We start from the raw sequence: 24679 nt of genomic DNA, 5'->3' as shown, positions 1-24679 counted from the left end.
TGTGTTATGCAAATAAATAATTACAAAAAATTATTAATGCATATTTTCTATCGAATGAAGTAGGCCTGGAGCAAGGGCCGGCGCCTCAGCCGGAAGAACTTTCTCAAGGCCCGGGCCCGATGCCCTTTCATTTCTCCTTTTTGGACACTGCCATGAAAAAAACGAGTCTCATTTTTCAGGCCGCGCTCTTTGCCGCCGCTTTTTCGCCGCCCTTCCAGCCGCCCGCGCGGCCGATGCGCCCGAGCCTGACGCGCAGACCGTGCGCGAGATCACCCAGTCGCTTGAAAAAACGGGCGGCACCGTCTTTCCGATCGGCCGCCTCAACACGGCCTACGCAAAATACTTCACGGGAACCACCTGCCTCGCGAGTCTGGGCGGCGACAAGGCGCTCGGGGTCTCGAACGTCACCTTCGCCCCGGGCGTTATCAACCACTGGCACATCCACACCACGTCCTGCCAGGTCTTCACGACGGTCTCCGGACGCGGCTACTACCAGATCTAGGGCGGGCCCGCGCGCTAAGTGAAGCCGGGCGACACGGTCACGATCCCCGCGGGAACCAAGCACTGGCACGGCGCGGCAAAGACGGCTGGTACCAGCACCTCTCGATCATGGCGCCGTCCAAAACCGAGTGGCTGGAGCCGGTCGACCCCGCCGAGTACGCGCGGCTCAAGTAATCCCCGGAGGCGCCCTCAGCCGAGCGCGGTGTCGAGCACCATCATGAGGAGGAACCCGCCCAGCACGGAGAGCGTCCCCTCGTGATGGTGCGAGTCGAGCGAGCAGGCGGGGATGAGCTCCTCGACCACTACGTACATCATGGCGCCCGCCGCGAAGGCGAGCAGCCACGGCATCATCGGGCCCGCCGAGCCCGCGAAAAGCGCGGCCGCGATACCGAACACCGGCTCGGCCGCGCCCGACATCACGCCCCAGAAGAAGGCCCGGCCGCGCGTTTTTCCGGCCTCCAGCAGCGGCAGCGACACCGCCGCCCCTTCAGGAATGTTCTGGATGCCGATGCCAAGGGCGAGCGCCGCGGCGGCCGAAATCTCGACCGGATCCTCGGTAAGCCCTGCCAGCGCGGCCGTAAGCCCCACCGACATCCCCTCGGGCACGTTGTGCAGCGTGATCGCGAAGACTAAGAGCGCGGTCCGGGGCAGCCTCGACTTCGGCCCCTCGGGCGAAGCCTCCATCGGGTGCTGGTGCGGCAGCAGCCGGTCCATGAAAAGCAGAAACAGAGCGCCGGCCGCAAAGCCCCCGGCGGGCGGCAGCCACCCCGGCAGCCCCAGCTTCACCGCGGCCTCGGCAGAGGGAATGAGAAGGCTCCAGACCGAGGCCGCAATCATGATGCCCGCGGCAAACCCGAGCGAGGCCCGCTGCAGGGCGGGAGAGGCCCTGCGGCCGGAAAAAAGCGCAACCGCCGCCCCGAGCGCCGTCATCGCGAAGGCAAAGCCCGTACCCTTCACGGCGTAGAGCAGGGCGTCAGCAGGAACAGAGAAAATCATGGCTATTAAATAAGAATGGCTATCATTAACAAATAATAACGGAACTCCCCAGCGCCCGTCAGCCCTTCCCGAAAAGGCTGAAGAGCAGGGCATCGGCCTTCCGCGTGCGCTCCCGCGCGGCCTCCTTTTCCTTCCGGCACCACCAGAGCGCGAAGGCGTGCAGCTCGTCGGAGAGCCCCTCCCGGTCGCGCCGGGTCACGATCGAGAACTCCTGGGGTTTTCGCCTCCAGCCGCGCAGCACCGGCACCACCTCGCCCGACTCGAGCTGAGGCAGCAGGTGCTGCGGCACGCAGTCGACCACGATGCCCAGGCCCTCGAGCATCATGTGGTTGAGCGTGAGCTGAGCGTCCGTCATGAAGACGTTCTTCCACTTGAGGGCGGGCGAGATCTCCCCCGCGCTGTCGTAAAGATAGCTCGTCCTCTGGTGCATCCCCTGCCGCAGCAGCAGCCCCGTGTGGTTCTTCAGGTCTTCGATCGTCTTCGGCTCCCCGCAGCGCTCGACGTAGCCGCGGGAGGCGAGCGGAACGGCCACCGCCTGGATGCAGAACCGGATCACGAGCTCGGGGCTCGCGATCGGGCAGTCGATCAGCGCAATGTCGATGCGTCCCGAGAGAACGTCCTCCACGGAGCAGGCAGAGCGCAGGTAGAAGTGCACCCCCGGATGCTCAAGCGAGTACTGGAAGAGCTGATCATGAAGATAGCACTGGTTGGGATCGGTGGGGGCCGCCACCGTGATGAAGCTGTTCGTGTCCTCGTCGAAAAGCTCCCGCAGGTCGAGGAGCCCGCTCGAAAGCGGATTCACGGTGTCGGCCACCACGCGGCCCCGGGGCGTGAGCTTGAAGGGCCGCTTCGAGCGGTCGAACAGGGCGTAGCCGAGCGCCTGCTCGATCTCCGCCACCATGTGCGAGACCGCAGCCGAGTCCAGGTCCAGGAGCCGGGCCGCGACTGAGATGGCCCCGGTTTTGGCAACGGCGAGAAAAGCACGCCAGGCGAGCAGATTATCAAGCACTGACTTCAATGAAACACCTCGCAGCGGGGAGCGCCGCAGCCTGCACCGAGGGCAGGCCCCTGGTGCGGCCGCCGGGAGCGGCGCGGGGGAAGGACTTTCTTGCGCTGTGCATCAAATGCGACCGTTGCACAAGCGCCTGCCCGCTGCACGCGATCGGCCCGGCCTCCGTCACGGACGGGTTCGTGCAGATGCGGACCCCGAGAATGGATTTCCACCACGGCTGGTGCAATTTCTGCATGAAGTGCACAGAGGCCTGCCCCACCGGGGCGCTCGAACCCCTTGCGGAACCCGGCCCCTTCGACCGCCCGAAGGCGATCGGCACGGCCGAAATCACCATAAACTGCATCGCGCTTCGCAGCGGCGGCTGCACCAAGTGCTACGAGGCCTGCAATGAGGGTGCGATCACGCTCAACGACGACAACGTGCCCGTGGTCGACCCGGAGCTCTGCACGGGCTGCGGGCTGTGCATGGACCTCTGCTACAAAAACGCCGTGAAGCTCGAACCCGCCTCGCTTGAAGAAGCCGCCTCGGGCGAAGAGACGCTCGAATGCGAGCGCGCGGCCGGAGAAGACTCCGGGGGCAGCTCGGGCGGCGCCGACGACTGGGGAAAGCTCGAGAGCATGTTCACGGTCCCGGTCTCCAGGACCTGACGGGCAGCCCCGCAAAGCCTGAGGGAAAGCTCGGAAGCCGCGGAGAAAGGCGCTTTTCCTTTTTTCAGCGCCCCGCGGCGCGCGCCTTCTCGACCAGCGCGGCGATGGCGCGGATGTCGGCGGGCAGCGTCCGGCAGCACCCCCCGATGCAGCGCGCGCCCAGCGCGAGCCACTCGGGGACGAACCGCTCCCAGCCTTCGGCGGCGCCCGCGCCGCCCCCGCCGCAGAGGCACTTCCAGGTCCTGGAGCCCGCATCCCAGGTCTCTCCCGAATTGGGATAGGCAATGAGGGGCTTGCCCGTCCCGCGGGCGAGAAGCCTCAGGGCTCCGGAGACCTTCTGCCGGGGCACGCAGTTCACGCCCATCGCCTCCACCCGGGAGACGGCATCGAGAACCCTCGCAAGGTCGTCAAGCGGCGTGCCGTCCGGCATCCGCGTCCCGCTCTGGTCCAGCGTCACCGTGACCCAGCAGGTGAGCGGAAACTCCTCGAGCAGCGAGAGCACCGCCTCGATCTCGTCGAGCCTCGGCTGCGTCTCAAAGGCGATGAGGTCGGCCCCGGCGCGGCAAAGCGCCTCCAGCCTCAGGCGGTGGAAGCGCCGGTAGTCCTCCGCCGAAAGCCTGTAGGCGCCCGTGTATTCGGAGCCGTCGGCAAGAAAGGCGCCGTAGGGGCCGGCCGAGCCCGCCACGAGCGTGCCGGAAAAGCCGGGACCGGAATCGCGCGCGGCCCCGCGCGCGAGCTCAACGGAACGCCCGATGAGCGCCGCGGCTTCCCCGGGGCCGATCCCCCTTCGGGCAAAACCCGCCTCGGAAGCCTGATAGCTCGCCGTAATCGCGATGTCCGCCCCGGCCTCGAAATAGCTTCGGTGGACCGCGCGTATCTCCTGCGGGGAGTCGACGAGCGCCTTCGCCGTCCAGAGCGGGTCCTTCAGGTCGAGCCCCCGGACCTCGAGGGCAGTCGACATGGCCCCGTCGATCACGGCAAAGCGCCGCTTTTCGAGCAGTTCAGACAGCGGAGCGCGCATCGTTATTCCTCCTCTCAAAGCCGGACCCCGGCCCGGCGTCCGGGGCGGGCCTTTTTCGGGGCTTTTAGTACCCGATCGTGAAGCGCTCCCGGTGGTGGGCGGGCTGCTCGAGCTCGTCGACCATCGCCTTGGCGTAGTCGGCGTAGGAGATGTGGCTCGTCCCGGTCTTCGGATCCACGATCAGGTCGTCGCCGCCCAGCCGGTAGGCTCCGGTGCGGGCTCCCTCCTCGAACTGCCCCGCGGGCGAGAAAAACACCCAGTCGATGTCCTTTTCCTCTCTCAGGGTGTTGAGGTAGAAATCCCCGAGCGGGCGGACGCCGTCCATGATAGCCTCCGGAATAGCCCCGGAATCGACCACCCGCAGCCCCGGGGCGCAGAAAAGCGTGCCCGCGCCGCCCACGATCAGAAGCCGGCCCGCGCCGGAGGCCTTTGCGGCCTCGAGGATCTTCGGGTAGTTCTCTTTGATGAGCCTGCCGATCTCAGGATTCGCCCAGCCCGGGTTGTAGGCGGAAATCACCGCGTCCGCGCCCTTTTCAGCCGCGGCGAGCTCTTTTTCCTCGGCCACGTCGAGGCTCACGGCCTCAAGGCCCGGCGACTTCTGGAGCTTCGAGACATCCCGCACCACGGCCTTCACCTTGTGCCCGCGCCCGAGCAGTTCCTTCAAAATGGCGCGTCCGACCGTGCCGGTCGCGCCGATCAATACCACATGTGCCATTTTTTATCCTTTCGATGAGTTAGAAATGAGAGGGTCTGGGTGCAGGGGCAGCCCGCCCCCGCCTTTCCGCTTTTACTGCCAGGGCGCCTTCTGGTCCTTCACGATCTGGCCGTCGGTCATCGTGAAGCCCTGGAGGCTCCCGGCCCGCGCCTGGATGCAGATGTAGGTGAGCCCTTCCTTGTCCGAGGCACGAATCGCGCGGGCGCCCTGCGGGTCGATGCGGAAGGCCGTGCCGGCCTTGATCGGCGTCACCGTGCCGTCGACGTAGAGCTCGCCGCTGCCCTCGGTCACAACGTAGATCTCCTCGTTGCCGGTGTGGCGGTGCACGAAGGGGACGCCGCGGCTGCCGGCCGGCAGCCGGTTCACGGACACCTCGGCCGAGGTGAGGGAGAGCGCGTCATGGAGCTCGACGCGGGGAGCGGAGACATCCGTCTGGGTCACTTTGAAATTCGTCATGTTTTTGTCCTTATTTTGTTCGAAAACGAACGATTGATTAAAAAAAATCCCTTGTTTTTTTACTTCGGCCTGCCGTCTTCCCCGGCGAACGAAGCGGCGCAGCGCTCGAGGAAGTCCTCGAGCGCGGCCACCTCGTGGCCGCGCAGATTCCGGGTGAGCCGCTCATTGAGCCGCCGCGAGATGCGCTCCTCGCGCTCCCTGAAGGCGCGGCCCTTCTCGGTGAGCCAGACGCCCACCGCGCGGCTGTCCTCCTCGGAGGGGCGCTTTTCGACGTAGCCCGCGGCTGCGAGCCGGTCAACCAGCACCGACACCGTGGACTTGGTCCTGCGGGCCGCGCGGGCGAGCTCCGACACGCTCAGGCCGTCCCGGAGGTAAAGCGAGTTGAGGATGTCCCCGTGGGCGGGCGTGAGGTCTGCGGCGCCCTCCCTGCGGAGCTCCCCGCGGATGAACTCGTTCGCGTTCTCAAGGAGCCGCGAGGCGAGCCAGACAATTTTTGTGTTCTGTTCCATGGAGTGAAAATATAGTTCGTATACGAACAATTGTCAAGCCCTCTTCCTCGCCGGGGAAAATGCCCCAGGGGTTAGACTTTTCCCGTGGCGGGGAAAAAATCCTTCAGCCTCCTTTCGGGAGAAAAGTCATGGAATTCGCTGAACTCGTGAAAGCCCGGCACTCGGTGCGGCTCTTTCGGCCCGACCCGGTGCCTGCAGAAGTTCTTCGCTCCATCGTGCGTGACGCGCAGCGCGCTCCCTCCACCGTAAACGCCCAGGACTGGCGCGTCTGGATCGCGGTGGGCGGGGCCCTTGAGGCGATTCGCTCCGAATACCAGGCGAGGACCAGCAGGAACGAGCCGCGTCGCCCGGACTTTCCGCCCACCTCCGGCGCGGGGTGGTCTGCGGCCGCCCGCGCCCGCCAGAAAGCCTTCTCGGCCTCGCGCACGGCTGCCGGCCTCAACGCGGTGAAGATGGCCTCCCAGGCGCAGCTCTTCCACGCGCCGGCAGTCGCCTACATCACGATCCCGGACCCCGCGAACCTCTGGGCGGTCCTGGACGCCGGGGGCTTTGAAGCGATGTTCCTGCTTTCCGCCGCGAACCACGGCCTGGGCGCGGTCCCGGCCTACAACCTCGTCACCTGGCCCGGCCCAGTCAAGAGCGTTCTGGGGATCCCGGAGAGTGAAAAGCTCGCGATCGGGATTGCGCTCGGCTACGAGGAGGACTGCCCGCTCAACCGCTTCCGCTCAAGCCGCGCGCCGCTCGAGGACTTTCTCGTGATCCGGGACGAGGCGGCCTAAGCGGGGGCGAGCCAGCCCGCGACCCGGTCGAAGGCCCGGCCGACGGCCGGCGGGATGAGCTCCGAGGCGGGCTGTCCGAAGGGGTTCTCCTCGATCGCCTCGGCGAGAAAGCCCGAGTATTCCGACTTCGTCTTTTCCATGCGGCGGCGAAGCGACGAAGGGGGCTCGCGCAGGATCCGCCTTTCCTGGCGGCGCCTCCAGTCCTCACCGCAGCGGGCCCGGTCGGCGTACATGCGCGAGAGAGCAAGCGCGATGAGCCCGCGCAGGCTTTCCCGGGAGGCGAGCTCGCCTTCCATCGCAAGACCCTCCGACAGGAAAAAGAGCCCGCAGCCCGCGGCGGGTCCGCCGGGCAGTCCCTGCTCGGCGAAAACCCGCGAGGCCTGGCGCCGCAGCACCTCCTTCGCATCCCCGTCGCAGTCGCTCACGACAACAAAGGGGCGCTGCATCACCGCCGCCATCCGCAGGTAGGGCTCGTAGCTCTTGCCCTCGACCCCGAGAATCGAGAGCCCGAAGTCCTCGGGCGGGGCGCCGAAGCGCACCCGGAACATGCCGCGCAGCAGCTGCTCCTCGGTGATCCCCTCAGCGAGGATGAGCCCCCGAGCGAAGAGCATGTCGCCGCGGTTCCGGAGAATGAGACGCTTGATGGAGCGGATGTCGGCGGGATCCGTGCGGCGCGGCAGCCACCGCACGCGCACGCGCCCTCCGGCCCGCACCATGAAGCGGTAGTTCAGGGGCTCGATCCCCGAGGCGACGAAAGGCGAGTGGGTGGCAAGGAGCACCTCGCCCGGCAGCTGCCGCAGGTGCCCCGTGATCGAACGCTGCGCGGTCGGGTGCAGGTGCAGCTCGGACTCCTCGACCGCGGTGATGAAGTGGGAGGCCTCCCCGCGCCCGGCCCGCTGCGCGGCCAGGAGCCGCTCGAGCGTGATCGTGGACAGAAGCAGCGCGATGCGGCCCCCGCCGCTTTCCTCGAGAAAGGGCGCGAAGGCCGCGGGCGCCTCGCCCCGGCCGATGAGCGAAAAGAGCCTTTTCACCTCCCCGAGCGTCACCGGTCCCCGGGGGAGCGCGCGAGCGGGGATCTGGCCGTCAAGCACCGAGACAAAGCGCTCAACCGCGGCGCGAAGCGCCCCGAAGTCCTTTTCCTCAAGCCCCTCCTCGGGGCCGCCTGGCGAGAGCTCGCGAAGCGCCCGGCTCACAAACGACCCCGGGCGGCGCAGCTCCGCCGCAAGGCCGCTGCCGGAGCGGACCGGCACCAGCGTGAAGCACGAGGGCGGCTGCGCGAGCACCGCCCCCTCCTCTTCCCTCCAGCGCACGAGCAGCCGCCGCTCGAGCCCTGCGGCGGACTCCCCGGAACCCTGCCTCAGGCGGGTTCGGAAGGCGAAGAATTCGCGCCCGGAGCCCGGCTCGTGCGAGGCAAGCGCCCCGAGCGCCTCCTTCCAGAGGCCCTCGAAGCGCTCCGCGCGGGCACCGTCCGCGCGGCAGGGGACGAACATCAGATCGACCAGGGCCTCCTCGCCCCGCCGACCGGAAGAGTCCACGAAGAAATCAGTTGAAGGCCGGGTGGAGCCGCCCGGCTCGAGCGCGAGCCGCAAAGCGGCAAGCACCGTGGACTTGCCCGCGCTGTTGGGCCCGATCAGGACCGTCTGGGGCCCGAGCGTCATCTCAAGGCTCGAAATGCCCCGAAACCCCCTGATTCTCAGCCGCTCGAGCCTGATCATGGCGCTTTTCCCCCTTATCCCCGCCTTGTTCGTCTGTGCGTCAGGCGGCGCGCTCCTGTCCCCCCCCTTGTCCCTCAGGGCTCATGGGCACGCGCCTTGCCGCAGGCCCATGGTAGCGCCTCCGGGGGCCGCTTTCAGCAGGCTTCGGAGCGAAAGGCGCCCTGCCCCCCGAGCTCCTTCCAGCGCCGCCTGAAGGCGAGCGCGAAGGCGCGGCTGCCGCAGACTTCAACGCGCCCCGTCCCCGGCGGGATCACCAGCGCAGGATCGGCCCGCCGGTGGTCGTCGCCTGTCTCGAACACCCGGAGCTCGATCCCCGCGGCCTCGGCGAGCCGTTTCGCCTCCGGCAGGAACGGCTCGCGCCCGGCATGCCGCACAAACCACCAGAGGGTCGCCCGCGGCGCCTCCCCGGTGCTCCTGCGGCGCGCCGCCGCGGCCTCCAGCCACGCAATAAAGGGCGCGAGCCCCAGCCCGCCAGCGATCCAGCTCTGCGGGCCGCCCGCCTCCCAGACGGGGAGGAAGGAACCCCAGGGTCCTTCGATTTCCAGCTCCGAACCGGGCTTGCGGGCGGCAAGCGCCCGGGTCCAGTCCCCCGCCTCCTTGATCCAGAAGGAGACCGTGCCCTTCCCCGGATCCGCGGCCACCACCGTGAAGGGATGCGGATCCTCGCGGTCACGGGGCAGCGACAGATACGCGAACTCGCCCGGGCGAACGCTGCGCGCGAGGGCGCTCTTCGCGACGAGCACGAACTCGCCCTCGGAGCGCTGCACCGAGACCACTTCGCCCATCGCGCGCAGAGCGCTCCCCGGCCGGCGCCGGATGATCGAGACCGCGGCCCAGGCCCCGAGCAGGGTCACTGCGACGTTGAGCCACCCGAGCGGCATCGCGAGCTCCGTCTCCTTCATGAGCCTCAGGGCGTGCAGGATGAAAAAGAGATAGACCCAGGCCCAGGCCCGGTGGCTCTTCTCCCAGCGCGTCCAGTCGAGCTTCCCGCTTGCGCGGCGCGCGTCGCGCCAGATCACGCGGATCAGGTAGAGCGTGAGCAGGATGCCCGTGAGGGCCCCGAGCGGATGCAGCCAGATCCAGACCGCCTCGGCGAGGCTCCCCATCACGGGCCGCTCGGCCATGCCCGAGACCTGCTCGACGGGCAGGAACGCCACAAAAACCGGCGCCGCCACGTGCAGGAGCGAGGCCGCGGCCATCCCCCAGCCAAGCTTTCGGTGCGCACCCATCAGGCGGTCGAGAGGCTCGCCCCCCACCCGCTCGATCCAGCGCGGACGCGCCGCGATCACGAGAGCCTCCGCCCAGAGAAACCAGGCCGCGAGCCCCGTGAGAAGGAAAATCTGGTGCTGGATGCCGCGGCTGTTCAGCTCAAAGGGAAAGAAAAAGACCCCGGCGAGCCAGAAAAGGGCCGTGAGCCCGAAAAGAACAAGGTTGATGCGAAGCATGGCAAAGGAAGCTCGTTAAATATGCACAAATAATACATATTTAATATGAACCCTGCCTGAAGCCCCGGGCAAGGGGCTTTTTTCTTTTTCTAGAGCTGCTCCACCCGGATTCCCGCCTTCCTGAGGAACTGAATGCCGCGGTCGTCTCGGTAGATCTGGTGGTAGTAGACCGCGCAGATGCCGCACTTCTGGATGAGCAGCGCGCAGTTGATGCAGGGGCTGTGGGTGATGTAGATGCTCGCCCCGTTGGAGGAGTAGCCGTTGTAGGCGAGCTTCGCAATCGCGTTGAGCTCGGCGTGCTGGACCTCGGGCTTGGTGACGAGCTTGCCGTCGATCTCGTCCTCGCAGCAGTTGTCGTAGCCGGTGGGCATCCCGTTCCAGCCAAAGGAGATGATGGAGTGGTTCTTCACAATCACGCAGCCCACCTTGAGCCGGCGCGCATAGCTGCGCTCGGCTGCAATGTGGGCGATCTGCATGTACATCTGGTTGTCTTTTTTGATATCCATGACGCTTCCCCCTTCTTGCGCACTGCCCATCATATCTCAAGGGCCGGGCGGGTCCCGCGCCCGCTCAAAGATACCGTCCGGTGGCGCTTTCCGGGCAGCGCCGCAGGTCTTCGGCCGTGCCCGCTGCGACGATCCGCCCGCCCTTGTCCCCGCCGCCCGGCCCCATGTCGATAATGTAGTCGGCGTTCGCGATGAGGTCGAGGTCGTGCTCGATCACGACAAGGGTCGCGCCCCTGGAGATCAGCCGCTCGAAGACCTCGAGCAGCACCCGAACGTCCTTCGGGTGCAGCCCGATCGTAGGCTCGTCGAAGACAAACAGCGAGCCGTCCTGGGCGCGTCCCGTCTCGCCCGCGAGCTTGAGCCGCTGAGCTTCGCCGCCCGAGAGTCCCGGGGTCTGCTCTCCCAGCCTGAGATACCCGAGTCCCAGGTCGTGCAGGGTCTGCAGGCGCCGCACGACAAGCGGCACCTCCGCAAGAGCCTCGCTCGCCTCGTCCACGCTCATCGCCATGAGCTGCGGCATCGAAAAAGACTGCCCGCTTTGATTCGCCCAGAAAATCTCTCCGGCTTCTGGCGCGTAGCGGGTGCCCCGGCACTCGGGACAGGCGATTTCCACATCGGGCAGGAACTGCACGTCCAGGCTCACCATGCCCGTGCCGTCGCAGCTCCGGCAGCGCAGGCTTCCGGTGTTGTAAGAGAAGGCCCCGGCCCGAAGCCCCCGCTTCTTCGCCTCGGGCGTGCCCGCGAAAAGGCGCCTCAGCTCGTCGTGAACCCCGGCGTAGGTGGCCACCGTCGAGCGCACGTTCACTCCGATCGGGCTCGCATCGATCAGCTTCACCTGCCGGATCCCGCAGAGGTCAACCGAGCGCACGTGACCGGGAAGAGGCCGGTCCGCGGCCGCGGCCAGCAGACCCGGCACGAGGCTCTCCAGCACCATTGTGGTCTTGCCCGAGCCTGAGACGCCCGTCACCGCCGTGAGCCTCCCCTTCGGAAAGTCGACTTTGAGGGGCCGCACCGTGTGGATCGGCCCGGTCTCGAGCCGGATGCGTCCAAGCGAAAAGATCTCATCCCTGGGGACCGGGTGGTGCACCCGCACCGACTCGCGGCTCGAGAGAAAGGGGCCGATCACGGAGCGAGGGTTCGCCGCGAGCTCTGCGGGCTTTCCGCTGGCTATCACCTCGCCCCCGTTTTTCCCCGCGCCGGGCCCCATCTCGATCAGCCAGTCCGCCCTCTTCAGCACCTGCAGGTCATGGTCCACAAGGACGACGGAGTTGCCGTCGGCGACGAGGTCATCCATCACGCCCGCAAGCCCCTCGAGATTGGCGGGATGAAGGCCGATCGAAGGCTCGTCCAGCACATAGAGGACCCCCGTCGTTCTGTTTCTCACCGCACGGGCGAGCGCCATGCGCTGCCGCTCGCCGTTGGAGAGGGTCGAAGCCTCGCGCTCGAGCGCGAGGTACCCGAGCCCGAGATTGAGGAGTCGCCCCGCGGCGTCCCGGAACGAGGCGCAGATCCTTTCCGCCATCGGACGCATTTCGGGCGGCAGGTCTTCGGGGACGCTTTCGACCCAGCCCGCGAGTTCCTCGAGCGGCATCGCGCAGGCTTTATCGAGCGAAATCCCCTGGATGCGGGGCGCCCGGGCGGCTTCCGACAACCTCGTGCCGCCGCAGTCCGGGCAGACCGATTCCTTCAGGAACCGCTCGACCCGCTTCATCCCCTTTTCGTCCTTCACGCGCGACAGGGCGTTTTCCACCGTGTACTTCGCATTGAAGTAGGTGAAGTTCATGTCGCCCGCGGCCCCCGTGGTCTTGTTCTGGTAGACGATGTTCTTCTTCACCGCCGGACCGTTGAAGACGATGTCGCGCTCGCGCGCGGTGAGCTCGCGAAACGGCACGTCGGTCCGCACCCCCATTGCACGGGCAATGTCCTTCATGAGGGACCACATCAGGGTCTGCCAGGGCAGCACCGCGCCCTGGTCGATTGACAGGCTCTCGTCGGGCACAAGCGTCGACTCGTCGACCGTGCGCACGATGCCGGTTCCTGCGCACGTCCTGCAGGCCCCGGCGCTGTTGAAGGCGAGCTCCTCGGCCGAGGGACCGTGGAAATGCGCGCCGCAGACCGGGCAGACGAGCTCCCTGCCGAGCGCGATGCTGATCGAGGGCGGCACGTAGTGCCCGTTCGGGCAGCGGTGGCTCGCGAGCCTCGAGAACATGAGCCGCAGGATGTTGAGCAGCTCGGTGGCGGTGCCGAAGGTGCTTCTCACGCCGGCGATCCCGGGCCGCTGCCGCAGAGCGAGCGCCGCGGGCACGTAGCGCACCTCGTCGACCTCGGCGGCCTGCGCCTGCGACAGGCGCCTTCGGGTGTAGGTGGAAAGCGCCTCGAGGTAGCGCCTCGAGCCCTCGGCGTAGAGCACCCCGAGCGCAAGCGATGATTTCCCCGAGCCCGAGACCCCGGCGATCGCCGTGATGCCGTGCAGCGGCACGTCGACATCAACGTCCTTCAGGTTGTGGACTTTCGCCCCCCTCACTTCTATCGCCGCAGGCTCTCCCCTCGCGCCAGACCGCTCCATGGCACCTCCCTCGATCGTCCTTTTTTCCGCCCTCCTTCCCCTTGCATCCGGCCGCGGAACCGAATGCGGGGAGCGGGTTTTCCCGCCTGTATTACTATATTACACTGTGGATAAATGGCCTTTTTCCGTTTTCTTCTGCAGGAGGCCGCTGACAACGCCATGACGGTCCTTGACTTCACACGGACGATCAGCCCGGGCATGCCTCTTTTCCCTGGGACGCCGCGGCTACGACTTAAAGAAATCGCGGGAATCGGCGGGGAGGGGTACCGCGAGACACAGCTCCTTCTCACCTCGCACACCGGCACCCACATCGACGCCCCGGCGCACATTTTTCCGAGCGGGAAGACCCTCGAGGATTATCCTGCCTCGCAGTTCACAGGCAGTCTCGCCGTGCTCGACTGCACGGGGTTTCCGCCCGGCTCCGAAATTCCCGCTTCCTTTCTGGAGGAGGATCCCCTCGCGCCTCAGGCTGAATTCCTCTTCTTCCGCACGGGCTGGGAAAAATTCTGGGGCGAAAGGCGCTACTTCGAAGCCTACCCGGTGCTCTCCGCCGGGGCCGCCCGGTGGGCGGCGGAAAAAGGCAAGAAGGCGCTCGGCTTCGATACGCCCGGGATCGACCCGGCCGAGGACGCTGCGCTTTCCCTCCACCGGATCATGCTCGGGAGCGGCCGGACGCTGGTGATCGAAAACCTCTGCGGCCTTTCCGCAGCACCCGCGGGGTTTCTTTCCTGCGCGGCGCTGCCGCTTAAATTCGAGGGCTCGGACGGGGCCCCCGCCCGCGTCATCGGCTGGACGCCCTAAGGGGAGGGAGGCTCCAGCGCCCAGGCGATCCCCCGGGCGAGCCGCCCGCAGGGATCGGTGAAGTGCCCGCCCGGGTTCCACTCGAAAGTCGAGCGGATCCCGCGGCGCCTCAGGCTCTCGTAAACCGCTTCCGTCGCCGCGCCCACGCGCGCCATGAGGGGACTGCGCGCCCGGGGCTCGCGAAGCCCCAGCGACAGGTAGACCGCCTCGGGCGCGGGATCGGGCGCAGCCGAGGCGAAGCGCTCCGCAAAGCCCGGGTACCAGAGCGACCCTGAGCACGAGACGAAGCGGCTGAAAGGAGCGCCGCACGTGGCCGCCCAAAGCGCAAAAAGACCGGCCATCGAGTAGCCGGCGAGGATCCGCCCCGAGACGGGACGGGAAAGCGCCGCCTCCAGAGAGGGCAGGACCTCGTCCTGCAACCGCACAAGATAATTCCCGGCTCCTCCGCCAAAGCCGCCCCCAAAGTCCGGAAGCTCCTCGGGCCAGGGCGACAGGTCCCTGTTCCAATCAAGATCCGTGAGGACGGCAAGCACAAAGCCCCGGCAGCCCGCCTTCCGGCAGGCCTCGAAAAGGTCGCCATCGTCGTCCTCGTATTCATTCACGATGACGAGCGCGGGCGCTTCCTGGGGCCCGTCGGCCCAAAGCCTCACCGAGACGCCGCCCGAGCGAAGACTCACCTGCATTTTTTCCCCTCCCTGCCAGCCGCGAAGGCCAGGGGGGCCGGCCCCCGCCGGCGCTCCTTTAAAGCACAGGCTGTTTCATTTTGAAACATTTTCTAAAAATACATAGAATTTGACAATCCCCCTCATAAAAAAGACAAAAGACTAAAAAATGCCTCAACAACACCTGGAAAACATCAATCCCATCTCCTTCAGAGAACTCGTGAGGACGCTCGGCCCCGGCATCATGGCGGCCTCGGCCGCCATCGGCGGCTCGCACCTCGTCTCCTCCACGCAGGCCGGAGCCCTCTTCGGCTTCGCGCTCGTGGGCTTCATCCTTCTCATCAACTTCATGAAGTACCCGTTTTTCCGCGCCGGCCCCACCTGGACCATGGCAACAGGCGACGAGCTACTCGCGGGCTATGCGAAGCTCGGCCGCGGCTGGGTCTGGCTCGTGTGGGCGCTGATGGCCTACGGGGGCTTCACGAGCACGGCGGCCTGCTGCGTCTTCTCGGCCGGGATCCTGCACTACATGTTCCCGGTGATCCCGATGCCGGTGTGCTCCATCCTCGTGATGGTAAGCTGCGCCGCGGTGATCATGATCGGGCGCTTCAAGCTCCTCTCCGAAGTCTCGAAGTTCCTTGTGGCGCTGCTTTCCTTCGTGACGGTGCTTGCCGTGGCGGTCCTGCTCTGCTCGATGAACGCCGACGGCGTCTCCTACCTCGCGGCCGCCTCCTCGCGTCCCGCGGTTTCACCCTGGAATCTCGCAGGCCTGGGCTTTCTCGTGATGCTCACCGGTTGGATGCCCTGCCCGCTTGACATCACGCTCATCCAGTCGTCCTGGATCCGCCGTCAGAAATCCTTGATGCCGGTCTCGAAGGCCGGCGCATTCTTTGACTTCAACACGGGATTCATCGTGACGGCGCTGCTCGCCGCGGTGTTCTGCGTGCTGGGCGCTCTCGTGATGTTCGGCGCCTACCAAAAGCCCATCATGCAGGGAGGCGGCTTCACCAGCCAGCTGATCGACCTCTACGCCGCCTCGATCGGGCGCTGGTCCATCCCCTTCATGAGCCTCATGGCGTTTGCCTGCATCTGGGGTTCAACCGTGACTGTGATGGACGGTTACGCGCGCGTGTGCGCCGTGGCACAGCTGTACCTCAAGGGCAGGCCCGACGGAGACTACCGCCCCGGCATGAACTTTTGGATCGCCTTCGAGTTCATCGCGGGCCTTGCCCTCATCTTCTTCTTTAAAAACGAGATGATCGCACTGCTCAAGTTCGCCATGATCTGCGCCTTCTGCACGACCCCGATCCTCGCCGCGGTGAACTTCCACCTGATGACGGGCAACTTCCTGCCGAAGGAGTGGCGCTACGGCCAGGTGCTGAAGGTCTGGGGATGGGCCGGGCTCATCTTCCTCTTCGGTTTCCTCGGGGTCTTCCTCGCCTGGTTCAGCGGGCTGCTTCGCTGAAGCAGCCTTAAGGCGGCCCCTGGCGCGGGCCGCCCTTAAAGCCCCGAGAGGGAGCGAAAGCTCCCTCTCTTTTTTATGCACAGGAGCCCTGAAGCAAAAAATGAAAGCGAGGCCCATCGACCGGCAAGGGCGGCCCGGCGGCGCGGCGGTCCCCTGCGAAGCCTGCAGGAACCACGAAAGACTCCAGCTGCGGGACGGGGAGGCCGAGGCGCTCGAGGCGGTCCAGGCCGTACGGCCGCCCATCCCGCGCGGGGATCCTCTCAGCTGTGAAGCCTCGGGGCGAGCTTCCTGAAAAAGACCAGGGCCGCGATCAGCGCGACCAGCCCCCCGCAGAGTCCCACCCAGGCGACTGAGGAGGCCTGCTCGACCCGGCCTCCGATGAAGGCCCCCGAGCCGATCCCCAGGTTGTAGATCCCGGAGTAGGCCGCCATCGCGATCGTGACCGCGGCGGGCGGCGCCTCCTCGATGATGAGCGACTGGAAGACGAGGTTGAAGACCATCACCGCTATGCCCCAGAAAGCGCACAGCGCCACCACCGCGGCCGCCCAGTGCGAGGCGGGGTAAAGGAGCAGGAGCGAGGAGGCGATTCCCAGGATCGCAAAGCGCCTGAAGGCCATGCGGTTCGCGTCGTAAAGCCGCGAATAAAGCACGCTCGAGGCGATGCCCGCCGCCCCGTAGAGCATCAGCACCCAGGTGACGGCCGACTCCGAAAGATGCCCAGTCCTCGTGAGGAAGGGCTCGATGTAGCTGTAGCCGCAGAACTGCGCGGTCACCGTGAGGGCCGTCACCGCGAAAATGGCAACGAGCACCGGCTTCCTGAGGATGCCCGGGATCTTCTCGGGCGCCACGTAGCTTGTGTTAGGCACGCGCGGGAACTCCCGCAGGATGAAAGCGAGAATCAGGAAGGCAACCACCGCGACTGCGCCGAACGTGCAGCGCCACCCGAGCACGAGCCCGATCGTGCGCCCAAGCGGCAGCCCCGCGATGAGCGCGACCGAGGTGCTCGCGGCGATGACCGAGAGCGCCGTGGCCCGGCGGCCCTCGGGGGCGACCTTCACCGCGACGGGCGGTGCGATCGCCCAGAAGACCGAGTGCGCGCAGGCCACGCCCACGCGGCTCGCCATCAGCATCCAGTAGCCCGTGGAAAGTGCCGACAGAACGTGGCTCACGGCAAAAAGCGCCACGGTGGCGGCAAGGAGCTTCCGGTACTCCATGCGCGAGCAAAGCACCATGAGCGGCACCGACATCACGCACACCACCCAGGCGTAGAACGTGATCAGCAGCCCCGCCTTCGAGGTGGCGATGCCGAAGTCGGAGGCGATGTCGGAGAGCAGCCCGATCGGCATGAACTCCGAGGAGTTAAAGGCAAAGACCGAGCAGGCCATCGCGGCCAGCGGCAGCCACGCGCGCAGGCCTGTCCTGCCCTGATTGACAGTGTCCATAGGAAAAAACCGAAAAGCCGGGCACCTCCGGTGAAGGAAAGCGCGGCTTCAAACAAAAACGCGAGGCGCAGAGGCCCCTCTCAAAGCGAGCTAGCGCAGCTGGCTGTCCTTGCTGCCGCGGCGGTTGTAGAGACGTGCCGGGTGCTGAAGCCGATCGACCTTCTCCTGGCAGCGCACGCACAGCCGCACTCCGGGCAGCGCCCGGCGGCGCGCCTCCGGGATCTCCTCGCCGCACTCCTCGCAGAAGCGCAGGCTCTCGCCCCGGTGAAGGTTTTTCCTTGCCCGGGCGATCTCGTCGTTGAGCGAATCCTCAATCTGATCCTGCACAGCGCCGTCCTGAGCCCAGCCCACCGCCATGACAGCCTCCCGCACAAAGGAAAACAATAGACCTGAGACAGTGGGACTATAGTCCATTTTCCGCCGGGCGAGGCGCCGTCCCCGCTTCTTTCAGGCAACCGGCACCACGCAGGCGTACTTCGGGCGCTCGGGAAGATCAAGCGGGATGATCCGCACGCGCACGCCGAAGCTCTCGGAGAGATTGCGCTCGGTGAGCACCTCGGGGGCGGGCCCGAAAAGCGGGGGCCGCCCCGGCAGCATCAGAAGCGACTGCGAACTCACCTCGAGTGCGTGCGAGGGGAAGTGCGTATTGATGATGGAGCCAATCCCGCGCTCCTCGGAGAGCCGCTGCAGCACCCGCAGCACCCGCAGCTGGTTCTTGAAGTCGAGGTTGCTCTCGGGTTCGTCGAGCACCAGCACCTCAGGGTGCGCGGCCAGCGCCCGGGCGACGAGCGCGAGCTGGTACTCGCCACCCGAAATCCGGCTGCAGAGCTTGTCGGCAAGATGCGCAATGCCCACCGCCTCGAGCGCCTTGCGGGCGATCTCGCAGTCGCGCGGCCCCGGGCGGGAGAAGTCCCCGATCCTCGCGCTGCGCCCGAGCAGCGCCAGCTCCCCTACCGTGTACACGAATGGCAGTGAGCGGGCCTGCGGCACGTAGCCGATCCTCGACCAGAAGCGCCGCGGGGGAAGACTCGAAGCCTCGACCCCATCGATGTAAGTGCCGCCCGAGCTCCAGCGCTGCAGCCCGAGCATACAGCGCAGCATCGTGGTCTTTCCCGCGCCGTTTCGCCCAAGCACGCTCATGATGCCGCGGCAGTCGAATGAAAAGCTGATCGAGTCGAGAACCTTCCGCCCCCCGGGGTACGAAAAAGAACCGTTCCTCACCTCAAGAATCATGCCGGGCCCCTCCCTTTCGTCAGCCGAGCGAGCTGCCCGTGCGGCGCAGCAGCGCAATAAAGACCGGGGCGCCGATAAGCGCAGTGAGAATGGACACCGGGAACTCGATTTCGGCGGCCGACCTCGCGGCCGTGTCGGCGGCAAGCACGAAAAGCGCACCAAAAAGCAGCGACGCGGGCACCACCCGTTCGTTGCTGTTGCCAAGCAGCAGCCTCGCGAAGTGCGGAATGAGAAGCCCCACCCAGCCGATAAGGCCGCACATGCTCACGATTGCCGCCGTGATCATCGTGCCGCTCACGACGACAAGCGCCCGCAGCCTCCCCACCGGAATGCCGAGCGAGCGGACCTCGTCGTCGGGGAGCGAGAGCGCGTTGAGCCTCCAGCGAAGCAGCCACAGCAGCGCGCAGCCCCCAGCGATGAAGGGCAGCCCGAGCAGCAGCGTTTCCATGTTCGCGCCGGTGAACGTCCCCATGATCCAGTAGGTGATCGAGGGCAGCACGTCCTGGGGGTCGGCCAGGTACTTCACGAGCGAGATGAGCGCGGAAAAGAGCGCCCCCACGATGAGGCCCGAGAGGATCAGCATCAGGATCGAGCTCCTACCGCGCACGCGGCTCACGGCCCAGACCACGGCCACGGCGGCAAGCCCCGAGAAAAACGAGATCACCTGGATCGCAACGCCCCCGAGCCCGAGAAGGATGCCGAGCACCGCCCCGAAGGCCGAGCCGCTCGCCACCCCGAGCGTGTCAGGAGTCGCAAGCGGGTTGGAAAAAAGCGCCTGGAAGGCCGCCCCCGCCACGGCAAGGCCCGCCCCGGCCGCCACCGCGAGCAGCACCCGCGGCAGCCGCACATGAAACACCACCGACTTCATGACGCCGCTGACCGAAGGGTCGCCGGTAAGCGGCGAGGCGAGCGTCCTCGCCACCTCGGGGATCGACAACCCGTAGCGCCCGCACCCCAGCGCCGCGAGAAACACCAGCGCAAGGAGGACCGCCGCCGTCCCCATGATCAAGTTCTGCCTGTTCACGGCCCCGTTTCCCTTCTATCAGCGGCCGCGCGCGGCGGGCGATGTGATGCGGCCCTCAGCCACGTTGCTCTTCGGCCTGAAAATCGACTCGACCTGACGGTCGGTGAGCCTGATCCCGAAGAGCTCGCGGTAGTACTTCTTCACTTCGGCGTTGAGGTTCACGTCACGGAAATGCTCGGGGTAGACGGTCTTCGCGAGCCAGAGCAGCGTCATCGGCGTGTCGGCCGATGGCGTGTAGCTGCGGTAGAGCCCAAGCGGCATTTTGTAGACCCGCTTCTCCTGCACGGCCTTCACCTTCGACCAGTCGTGGAATTTGCCCCCGTAGAGGTCCGCGGGGACCGTATTCGTAAAATTCGTGATGAGGACCGTGTCCGGGTTCCAGCGGTAGACCTGCTCCATGTTAACCTGCGCGTTCGCGTTTTCGGCCTTGACGTCTGAGGCGACGTTCTGGGCCCCGACCGCGTCCGCCCAGTACTGGCCGAAGAAGCGCCGGCCGCTCGTCACGATCTTGCGCCCGTCATACTGGAAGAGAAAGAGAAGCCTGCGGCGCTGCTGCTTCGGGATCGAGGCGACGCGCTTTGAGACCATCGCGGCGACCGAGCGGCTGATGCGCGCCGCCTTCTCGGTTTTGGCATGTCCGGGGAAAACCTCGTCCAGCAGCTTCAGCCAGGCCTCGTAGGTGTCCAGCACGTTGTAGTTCCAGCGGTTCACGCTCACTGCAAGCGCCGGGATCCCGGCGTTGTCGAGTATCTTCAGCGACTGTCTGTCGCCGGCGTTCACGAACACAACGTCGGGCTTGAGCTTCATGAGCGACTCCACGTTCACGGAATTGCCGTTCATGAAGTTCGTCGGAACTTTTTTGATCTTGGGGTAGATCTGGCCCAGCAGCCCGTTTTCGGCAGCCACCATCGAGACCCGGCTCATGCCCACGATCTTGTCCGCCCCGCCCAGGTACACGGCGGTGACGGAGGCGAAGGGGAAGATGTTGGTGATCACCACGCGGTTCACGCGGTCCGGCACCTCCACGCGCCGGTCCAGGTGATCGACCACGACGCGGGCCGAGGCTGAGAGAGCTGTAAGAGCCGCGGCGGCCGCGGCAAGGGCTTTCAGCAGAAATGGAAGGTTCATTGCCTTTTTCCTTAACAAAAATCAGGGGATCGGCCCGGGCAGCAGCGGCTCCCGGCCCTCCGCCGCATCGAACCACTGGTCGAAGCGGGCGGCCGTGATGCGCGGAATCGCGTCAAGCCAGATGCGGCCCGAAAAGGCCTGGTGCGGCAGGTCGATAAAGCGCGGCGACCCGCCCCTCGAGGCCATCCGGTAGACGGGGTCGGCCACGATGAGGGCTGCGTGCGGGAGTTGCCTCAGATAGTCGTCCTCCGAGCAGCCCGCGGCATCCCCTGGCCCGAGCAGGGCCGGGTCGCAGGTGAGCGACGTGAGCACGCGCACGTTCTTAAGCCCGTGATCGCGCACGAGGCTCGCGCGGATTGCGGCGCTCACCACGGGCTCGCCCACCACATAGGAGGGCGCCTCGTCCTCCCCGATGTTGTCCCGCACCCCGCAGGCGAGGTTCGCGCTCCCGCCGCCTGAGGCCGCAGCGCGCAGCTTCCTGCAGACGAGCTCCGTCATGAAGCGGCCGACGGGCGCGCCCACGACAAAGGGCGTCCCGAAGCGCCTCTGCAGGAGCCTCGCGGCGGGCAGTCCGCAGCCCGAGACGACGAGGTTCGCGTCGGCCCCGCCCGAGCGCTCGATCTCTTCGAGGCTCGAGCCCATCGCCCAGGCTGAGAGCACTTCAAACCCCTCTTGCTCGAGCTCTTCGCGCATGTCGCCCGCAGTGTGTCTGTATTCGAAGTCAAGCGGCGTCAACCCCAGGATGTTCACCCGGGGCCTGGTCCCGGACCCGCCCCCCGGTCCCTTAAGGCAGAAGCGGTCGGCGAGGTGCCAAAAGGCCTTGCCCGCGCCCTCCACGTAGTCCTTCGTCCCGTTCGTGTCGATCCCGAAGGAAGGGATCCCGGTGCGCTGCTCGATCTCGCGGGCGATGCCCTCGTAGTCGCAGCCGCACATCATCGGGATCGGGGTGCCCGCGAGCGCGATGAATTTCGGGCGGTAGTCGCGGGCGGCCGCGGCGACATCCCCGATCAGCCGCTGCTCGTTGCCGAGCACCGCATCGACTTCGGTGAGCCCCGAGATGTAGACCATCGAGGGCGTGTCGTACCAGCGCGGCTCGTCGTGCGTGCTGTAGGTGGAGTTGCAGCCCGAGGCATCGTGCATGACGAGCAGCCCCCCGAGCTCGTAAAGCGCCGAGCACATGGAGGAGTTGTCGGCCGCGTAGACCGGCAGAAAAGCGTTGGCCTGTTTCATAAGCAACCGTTCCTTGTGCAGCCGAGGGCCTTCACCTGAATCAAGTCCCGGGCGCTGCGGGGTTTTTGGAAGGCCTCCGCCATAAGTTCCAGCATCCGGGCCATGCCCGACATCCCATCCATCCCGCCGCCTTCGATCACGTTCACGAAGCGGCCGGTGCCGGTGAAGAAGGCGGCCTTCTGGCCGATCGCGAGCACGGGGCGCTCCGGAGCCGTGCGGCGCGCGGCAAAGACCATCCCTGGGTGTACGGTCGGGTGCACCCGCAGGCCGGGCCGGTTCGCCCGAAGCCACTCGAAGTCGTCCTTTTCCGCCGCCTGGAAGGCGTCGCTGTAAAGGTCCGTCACGTTGAAGCCCGACTCGAGCAGGAACCGGGCGAGCGAGAGCGGCCGGGTGGTGGCTGTGTAGTCGACCGCGACCGGGGCGTCCTGGATCGCCCCACGCGCGAGCCGCAGCGCCCGCGAGAGCCGCTCCTCGGCCGGGCCCGCATCGAATGCGGCGCCAAGCTCTCGCGCGAAGGAGCCGAGCATCCGGCGGTTTTCCTCAAGCCCGAAGCCGCAGGAGAACATCCGCGGAGCCTGCCCGAGCTTGTCCTTCGCCCATTCGAGCGCGGGGCCCGCGACCGGGTTCACCGCGATCGCGCGGCCCGAAAGCGCAAGCTCCTGGTACTCGCCGTAGGTGCGCGCGGCCGTGATCGTCCGGAAGGGGCGGCCCGAAGCGCGCACGATCCGCGCGAGGTCGGAGTCGGCCGTGGGCGGCACTACGTCGCCGTAGACCGTGACGCCCTCGTCGCGGGATTCGACCCGCCGCAGCAGCGTGTAGATCTGGCGCCGGTTGCAGGCGTCGGGTGAAATCCTTTTGCGCAGGATCGGCGTCATGTAGCCGTCGGTGAAGTCGATTCCAGGATGCAGAGCCCGCAGCCGCTCGAATGTGAAAGTGAGGTCGGTGCCGATGAACTCGTGCACACAGCTCGTGTAGACGATCACGGCCCGGGGCCTGTAGGGGATCTTGCGCAGGATGTCGCCCACGCCCTCGATCAGAACGTCCTCGGTGTTGCCCTCGAGGAGGTTGCTGTCCTCGATCGTGATCGTGGAGAACCGGTCGAGCGCCCGGACCTCGGCCGCGCTCAGAACCACGCCCCTCAGACAGGCCTCGGCGCACACGAAGACGATGTGCGTCTCGGGCACGAGAAGCCCCAGGTGCATGATGGTCCAGGGACCCCGGGCCGGGGCGCTGTACTCGAGCGTCGGAGGAAAAGGGGCGGGAAACGAGGCCTGCCCGATCGGAAGGCCCGGATCGGGCCTCGCGGGACGCATGATCAATGCCATCGGAGTGCTCTCTCCCCTTAAATGAAGTCGCCCGCGCGGATCGGGACGAACAGCTCGTCGCGCGCCCTGGAGGAGGCGGCGAGCACGGCCTCGGAAAGCCTCTCGAACTCTTTTGCCATTGGCGAGTCCGGCAGGGCGTCGACCACGGTCGCGCGGAGCCGCTCGGCCTCCTGCACGTCGCCCGATCGGGGCAGCCGGTAGATCACGCGCGAGCCCACGGTCTGCGCGAGCTCGTCCACCTTCCGGTCCTCGTCCTCGACGAGGCGGCGGTTGAGGATGATGCCCGCAAGCCGCGCGTAACCGCGGTTTTTGAAATTCTCTACGGCCTGTGCAATGCAGCCCGCGGCGTAGATCGCCATGTTCTCGCCGGAGGTGACGATGAAGACGTTGTCCGCATAGCCCTTCCGGATCGGCATCGCAAAGCCCCCGCAGACCACATCGCCCAGCACATCGTAGAGCACGACCTCCGGCCTGATGCGCTCGAAGGCGTGCGCCGCGGTGAGCGCTTCAAAGGCGGCCACGATGCCGCGGCCCGCGCAGCCCGTTCCGGGCGAGGGCCCGCCCGCCTCGACGCACCAGACGCCGTTGGGGGCCCGGTGCACGATGTCTTCGAAGGAGACGCGCCCGTTCGGCCGGCGGCGAAGCGCTTCGAGCACGCTTTCAATCCTTTGTCCGCCGTTGTGGTAAATGGTGCTGTCCGCTTTCGGGTCGCAGCCGATCTGAAGGACCGAGAGGCCCTTTTTCGCAAACGCCGCCGAAAGATTGCTCACTGTGGTGGACTTGCCTATCCCGCCCTTGCCGTAGAGTGCGATTCTGTACATGACAGAGAAAAAACTTACGTTTTCCGTTCGAAATTCAATGCGAAGGTCGGACTCGGGCGGCGCTCCCGCCTGTCCGGCCGACCCCTCGAGGGTTAGGGATTTTAACCGCAAATGGTTATATGAAATTTCGCATAATGAGGGTTAACTATTAACCCGTAAGTGATATTTATTCCCCTTCCGGCCCGGCCTGAGGCCGGCTCAGTCTGGAATGCCCGCAGGACGAACCTATCCGCCCCGCGGACCACGGCGGGGGCCGTTTCATCTTTTTTCTTCTCTGCAGTTCTGTTCAATTCAATTCATTCAGTTCAATTCACTTGGCAGCGATGAGCGTTCGGTTCTTTCGGGCAATCGACAATTCAATATAATATTCAACATATTATAAAAAGTTCCCCGTATTTTATATTTTCAACTCAATTTAACTCAATTATTTGAACATTTGTGCATAATTTAATTGATAAGTTCAATTAAAATTTACATAAAATTCAATTTAGTTAAATTGAATGCAGTTGAATTGAAATTGAATTGGAATGCCTGAAAAGCACGGGTGGTTTATGCGTAAATTCCGCAAAATTTATAACTAGTTAAGAGCAAAAATATTTTTGATTTCAGTCAATTAATCCCTCGAAAGAGGGTTTATTTTTCGGAGAAAACACAGTATAATTATAACTATATAGAATTGA

At 65.8% G+C, this 24679-nt stretch carries 25 protein-coding genes; 6 read left to right on the top strand and 19 right to left on the bottom strand.

The annotated features are described in order from the left end of the window. Nucleotides 1-259 precede the first annotated feature (259 nt). Nucleotides 260-502 carry a cupin domain-containing protein gene (locus MAF45_RS08610; protein WP_237979236.1) on the top strand — a complete coding sequence of 81 codons (243 nt, stop codon included), beginning with the start codon at nt 260-262 and terminating at the stop codon, nt 500-502. Between the two features lie 188 nt (nt 503-690). On the opposite strand, the gene MAF45_RS08605 is transcribed toward MAF45_RS08610, so the two are convergent. Beyond that, nucleotides 691-1497, bottom strand: a complete 807-nt coding sequence (locus tag MAF45_RS08605; RefSeq protein WP_237979235.1) for a ZIP family metal transporter — start codon at nt 1495-1497, stop codon at nt 691-693. A 58-nt stretch (nt 1498-1555) separates the two neighbouring features. After that, nucleotides 1556-2506 carry a LysR family transcriptional regulator gene (locus tag MAF45_RS08600; RefSeq protein WP_237979234.1) on the bottom strand — a complete coding sequence of 317 codons (951 nt, stop codon included), beginning with the start codon at nt 2504-2506 and terminating at the stop codon, nt 1556-1558. An 8-nt stretch (nt 2507-2514) separates the two neighbouring features. Between MAF45_RS08600 and MAF45_RS08595 the strand changes: the two genes are divergently transcribed. Beyond that, entirely contained in the window at nt 2515-3156 is a 642-nt protein-coding gene (locus MAF45_RS08595; protein ID WP_237979233.1) for a 4Fe-4S dicluster domain-containing protein, read from the top strand. 64 nt (nt 3157-3220) lie between these two features. Here MAF45_RS08595 and mmuM read toward each other — a convergent pair whose 3' ends face one another. From mmuM to MAF45_RS08575, 4 genes are all read right to left on the bottom strand, one after another. Then, on the bottom strand, nt 3221-4177 hold the full coding sequence (gene mmuM / locus MAF45_RS08590; protein WP_237979232.1) for a homocysteine S-methyltransferase: 957 nt from the start codon (nt 4175-4177) through the stop codon (nt 3221-3223). A gap of 64 nt (nt 4178-4241) precedes the next feature. Further along, nucleotides 4242-4892 (bottom strand): NAD(P)-dependent oxidoreductase, encoded by a 651-nt coding sequence (locus tag MAF45_RS08585; RefSeq protein WP_237979231.1) that lies wholly within the window; start codon nt 4890-4892, stop codon nt 4242-4244. A gap of 72 nt (nt 4893-4964) precedes the next feature. Beyond that, nucleotides 4965-5348, bottom strand: a complete 384-nt coding sequence (locus MAF45_RS08580) for a cupin domain-containing protein (RefSeq protein WP_237979230.1) — start codon at nt 5346-5348, stop codon at nt 4965-4967. A gap of 59 nt (nt 5349-5407) precedes the next feature. After that, the gene (locus MAF45_RS08575; protein WP_237979229.1) at nt 5408-5857 is read right to left on the bottom strand and encodes a MarR family winged helix-turn-helix transcriptional regulator; all 450 of its coding nucleotides are present in this window, start codon (nt 5855-5857) and stop codon (nt 5408-5410) included. A gap of 128 nt (nt 5858-5985) precedes the next feature. On the opposite strand from MAF45_RS08575, the gene MAF45_RS08570 reads away from it, so the two are divergent. Then, nucleotides 5986-6636 (top strand): nitroreductase, encoded by a 651-nt coding sequence (locus tag MAF45_RS08570; protein WP_237979228.1) that lies wholly within the window; start codon nt 5986-5988, stop codon nt 6634-6636. On the opposite strand, the gene MAF45_RS08565 is transcribed toward MAF45_RS08570, so the two are convergent. The 4 genes from MAF45_RS08565 to MAF45_RS08550 form a co-directional block, all read right to left on the bottom strand. After that, nucleotides 6633-8351 (bottom strand): ATP-dependent nuclease, encoded by a 1719-nt coding sequence (locus tag MAF45_RS08565; protein ID WP_237979227.1) that lies wholly within the window; start codon nt 8349-8351, stop codon nt 6633-6635. The genes MAF45_RS08570 and MAF45_RS08565 overlap by 4 nt on opposite strands. A 134-nt stretch (nt 8352-8485) precedes the next feature. Then, nucleotides 8486-9796, bottom strand: coding sequence for a ferric reductase-like transmembrane domain-containing protein (locus MAF45_RS08560; protein ID WP_237979226.1), 1311 nt, complete (start codon nt 9794-9796; stop codon nt 8486-8488). An 89-nt stretch (nt 9797-9885) separates the two neighbouring features. Beyond that, entirely contained in the window at nt 9886-10302 is a 417-nt protein-coding gene (locus MAF45_RS08555) for a deoxycytidylate deaminase (RefSeq protein WP_237979225.1), read from the bottom strand. 64 nt (nt 10303-10366) lie between these two features. After that, nucleotides 10367-12868 (bottom strand): excinuclease ABC subunit UvrA, encoded by a 2502-nt coding sequence (locus MAF45_RS08550; RefSeq protein ID WP_237979224.1) that lies wholly within the window; start codon nt 12866-12868, stop codon nt 10367-10369. A 114-nt stretch (nt 12869-12982) separates the two neighbouring features. On the opposite strand from MAF45_RS08550, the gene MAF45_RS08545 reads away from it, so the two are divergent. Next, nucleotides 12983-13669: a cyclase family protein gene (locus MAF45_RS08545; RefSeq protein WP_237979223.1), complete on the top strand. Its 687-nt coding sequence runs from the start codon at nt 12983-12985 to the stop codon at nt 13667-13669. Here MAF45_RS08545 and MAF45_RS08540 read toward each other — a convergent pair. Then, nucleotides 13666-14352, bottom strand: coding sequence for an alpha/beta hydrolase-fold protein (locus MAF45_RS08540; protein ID WP_237979222.1), 687 nt, complete (start codon nt 14350-14352; stop codon nt 13666-13668). The two genes, MAF45_RS08545 and MAF45_RS08540, sit on opposite strands and share 4 nt — an antisense overlap. A 148-nt stretch (nt 14353-14500) precedes the next feature. Between MAF45_RS08540 and MAF45_RS08535 the strand changes: the two genes are divergently transcribed. Together MAF45_RS08535 and MAF45_RS08530 are read left to right on the top strand one after the other, a co-directional pair. After that, nucleotides 14501-15796 carry an NRAMP family divalent metal transporter gene (locus MAF45_RS08535; RefSeq protein ID WP_237979221.1) on the top strand — a complete coding sequence of 432 codons (1296 nt, stop codon included), beginning with the start codon at nt 14501-14503 and terminating at the stop codon, nt 15794-15796. A gap of 100 nt (nt 15797-15896) precedes the next feature. Beyond that, entirely contained in the window at nt 15897-16088 is a 192-nt protein-coding gene (locus MAF45_RS08530) for a hypothetical protein (RefSeq protein WP_237979220.1), read from the top strand. On the opposite strand, the gene MAF45_RS08525 is transcribed toward MAF45_RS08530, so the two are convergent. The 8 genes from MAF45_RS08525 to MAF45_RS08490 all read right to left on the bottom strand — a co-directional run bounded on the left by MAF45_RS08525 (nt 16057) and on the right by MAF45_RS08490 (nt 23999). Continuing rightward, the gene (locus MAF45_RS08525; protein WP_237979219.1) at nt 16057-17238 is read right to left on the bottom strand and encodes a sugar transporter; all 1182 of its coding nucleotides are present in this window, start codon (nt 17236-17238) and stop codon (nt 16057-16059) included. The genes MAF45_RS08530 and MAF45_RS08525 overlap by 32 nt on opposite strands. Before the next feature lie 90 nt (nt 17239-17328). Then, nucleotides 17329-17595, bottom strand: coding sequence for a DksA/TraR family C4-type zinc finger protein (locus MAF45_RS08520; RefSeq protein WP_237979218.1), 267 nt, complete (start codon nt 17593-17595; stop codon nt 17329-17331). Nucleotides 17596-17685: 90 nt separating this feature from the next. Then, nucleotides 17686-18471 (bottom strand): ABC transporter ATP-binding protein, encoded by a 786-nt coding sequence (locus tag MAF45_RS08515; RefSeq protein ID WP_237979217.1) that lies wholly within the window; start codon nt 18469-18471, stop codon nt 17686-17688. Between the two features lie 19 nt (nt 18472-18490). Next, nucleotides 18491-19495 (bottom strand): FecCD family ABC transporter permease, encoded by a 1005-nt coding sequence (locus MAF45_RS08510; RefSeq protein ID WP_237979216.1) that lies wholly within the window; start codon nt 19493-19495, stop codon nt 18491-18493. 18 nt (nt 19496-19513) lie between these two features. Then, complete coding sequence (locus MAF45_RS08505) at nt 19514-20623, bottom strand: ABC transporter substrate-binding protein (protein ID WP_237979215.1); 1110 nt, start codon at nt 20621-20623, stop codon at nt 19514-19516. Nucleotides 20624-20644: 21 nt separating this feature from the next. Further along, nucleotides 20645-21853, bottom strand: coding sequence for a nitrogenase component 1 (locus tag MAF45_RS08500; RefSeq protein ID WP_237979214.1), 1209 nt, complete (start codon nt 21851-21853; stop codon nt 20645-20647). Further along, the gene (locus MAF45_RS08495) at nt 21850-23178 is read right to left on the bottom strand and encodes a nitrogenase component 1 (protein WP_237979213.1); all 1329 of its coding nucleotides are present in this window, start codon (nt 23176-23178) and stop codon (nt 21850-21852) included. The genes MAF45_RS08500 and MAF45_RS08495 overlap by 4 nt, the downstream gene beginning before the upstream one ends. A 17-nt stretch (nt 23179-23195) precedes the next feature. Further along, nucleotides 23196-23999 carry a nucleotide-binding protein gene (locus MAF45_RS08490; protein WP_237979212.1) on the bottom strand — a complete coding sequence of 268 codons (804 nt, stop codon included), beginning with the start codon at nt 23997-23999 and terminating at the stop codon, nt 23196-23198. Nucleotides 24000-24679 lie beyond the last annotated feature (680 nt).

This window comes from Mesosutterella porci (genome assembly GCF_022134585.1).
Lineage (GTDB): Bacteria > Pseudomonadota > Gammaproteobacteria > Burkholderiales > Burkholderiaceae_F > Mesosutterella > Mesosutterella porci.
Note: the sequence above shows the minus strand (reverse complement) of the source record. Positions and strands in the feature narration are given on the sequence as shown.

What these genes read in the sequence shown, in the direction of transcription:
- MAF45_RS08605 (WP_237979235.1), bottom strand. Translation starts at nt 1,497, where the DNA reads ATGATTTTCTCTGTTCCTGCTGACGCCCTGCTCTACGCCGTGAAGGGT.
- MAF45_RS08595 (WP_237979233.1), top strand. Translation starts at nt 2,515, where the DNA reads ATGAAACACCTCGCAGCGGGGAGCGCCGCAGCCTGCACCGAGGGCAGG.
- mmuM (WP_237979232.1), bottom strand. Translation starts at nt 4,177, where the DNA reads ATGCGCGCTCCGCTGTCTGAACTGCTCGAAAAGCGGCGCTTTGCCGTG.
- MAF45_RS08585 (WP_237979231.1), bottom strand. Translation starts at nt 4,892, where the DNA reads ATGGCACATGTGGTATTGATCGGCGCGACCGGCACGGTCGGACGCGCC.
- MAF45_RS08580 (WP_237979230.1), bottom strand. Translation starts at nt 5,348, where the DNA reads ATGACGAATTTCAAAGTGACCCAGACGGATGTCTCCGCTCCCCGCGTC.
- MAF45_RS08575 (WP_237979229.1), bottom strand. Translation starts at nt 5,857, where the DNA reads ATGGAACAGAACACAAAAATTGTCTGGCTCGCCTCGCGGCTCCTTGAG.
- MAF45_RS08570 (WP_237979228.1), top strand. Translation starts at nt 5,986, where the DNA reads ATGGAATTCGCTGAACTCGTGAAAGCCCGGCACTCGGTGCGGCTCTTT.
- MAF45_RS08565 (WP_237979227.1), bottom strand. Translation starts at nt 8,351, where the DNA reads ATGATCAGGCTCGAGCGGCTGAGAATCAGGGGGTTTCGGGGCATTTCG.
- MAF45_RS08560 (WP_237979226.1), bottom strand. Translation starts at nt 9,796, where the DNA reads ATGCTTCGCATCAACCTTGTTCTTTTCGGGCTCACGGCCCTTTTCTGG.
- MAF45_RS08555 (WP_237979225.1), bottom strand. Translation starts at nt 10,302, where the DNA reads ATGGATATCAAAAAAGACAACCAGATGTACATGCAGATCGCCCACATT.
- MAF45_RS08550 (WP_237979224.1), bottom strand. Translation starts at nt 12,868, where the DNA reads ATGGAGCGGTCTGGCGCGAGGGGAGAGCCTGCGGCGATAGAAGTGAGG.
- MAF45_RS08545 (WP_237979223.1), top strand. Translation starts at nt 12,983, where the DNA reads ATGGCCTTTTTCCGTTTTCTTCTGCAGGAGGCCGCTGACAACGCCATG.
- MAF45_RS08540 (WP_237979222.1), bottom strand. Translation starts at nt 14,352, where the DNA reads ATGCAGGTGAGTCTTCGCTCGGGCGGCGTCTCGGTGAGGCTTTGGGCC.
- MAF45_RS08535 (WP_237979221.1), top strand. Translation starts at nt 14,501, where the DNA reads ATGCCTCAACAACACCTGGAAAACATCAATCCCATCTCCTTCAGAGAA.
- MAF45_RS08530 (WP_237979220.1), top strand. Translation starts at nt 15,897, where the DNA reads ATGAAAGCGAGGCCCATCGACCGGCAAGGGCGGCCCGGCGGCGCGGCG.
- MAF45_RS08525 (WP_237979219.1), bottom strand. Translation starts at nt 17,238, where the DNA reads ATGGACACTGTCAATCAGGGCAGGACAGGCCTGCGCGCGTGGCTGCCG.
- MAF45_RS08520 (WP_237979218.1), bottom strand. Translation starts at nt 17,595, where the DNA reads ATGGCGGTGGGCTGGGCTCAGGACGGCGCTGTGCAGGATCAGATTGAG.
- MAF45_RS08515 (WP_237979217.1), bottom strand. Translation starts at nt 18,471, where the DNA reads ATGATTCTTGAGGTGAGGAACGGTTCTTTTTCGTACCCCGGGGGGCGG.
- MAF45_RS08505 (WP_237979215.1), bottom strand. Translation starts at nt 20,623, where the DNA reads ATGAACCTTCCATTTCTGCTGAAAGCCCTTGCCGCGGCCGCCGCGGCT.
- MAF45_RS08500 (WP_237979214.1), bottom strand. Translation starts at nt 21,853, where the DNA reads ATGAAACAGGCCAACGCTTTTCTGCCGGTCTACGCGGCCGACAACTCC.
- MAF45_RS08495 (WP_237979213.1), bottom strand. Translation starts at nt 23,178, where the DNA reads ATGGCATTGATCATGCGTCCCGCGAGGCCCGATCCGGGCCTTCCGATC.
- MAF45_RS08490 (WP_237979212.1), bottom strand. Translation starts at nt 23,999, where the DNA reads ATGTACAGAATCGCACTCTACGGCAAGGGCGGGATAGGCAAGTCCACC.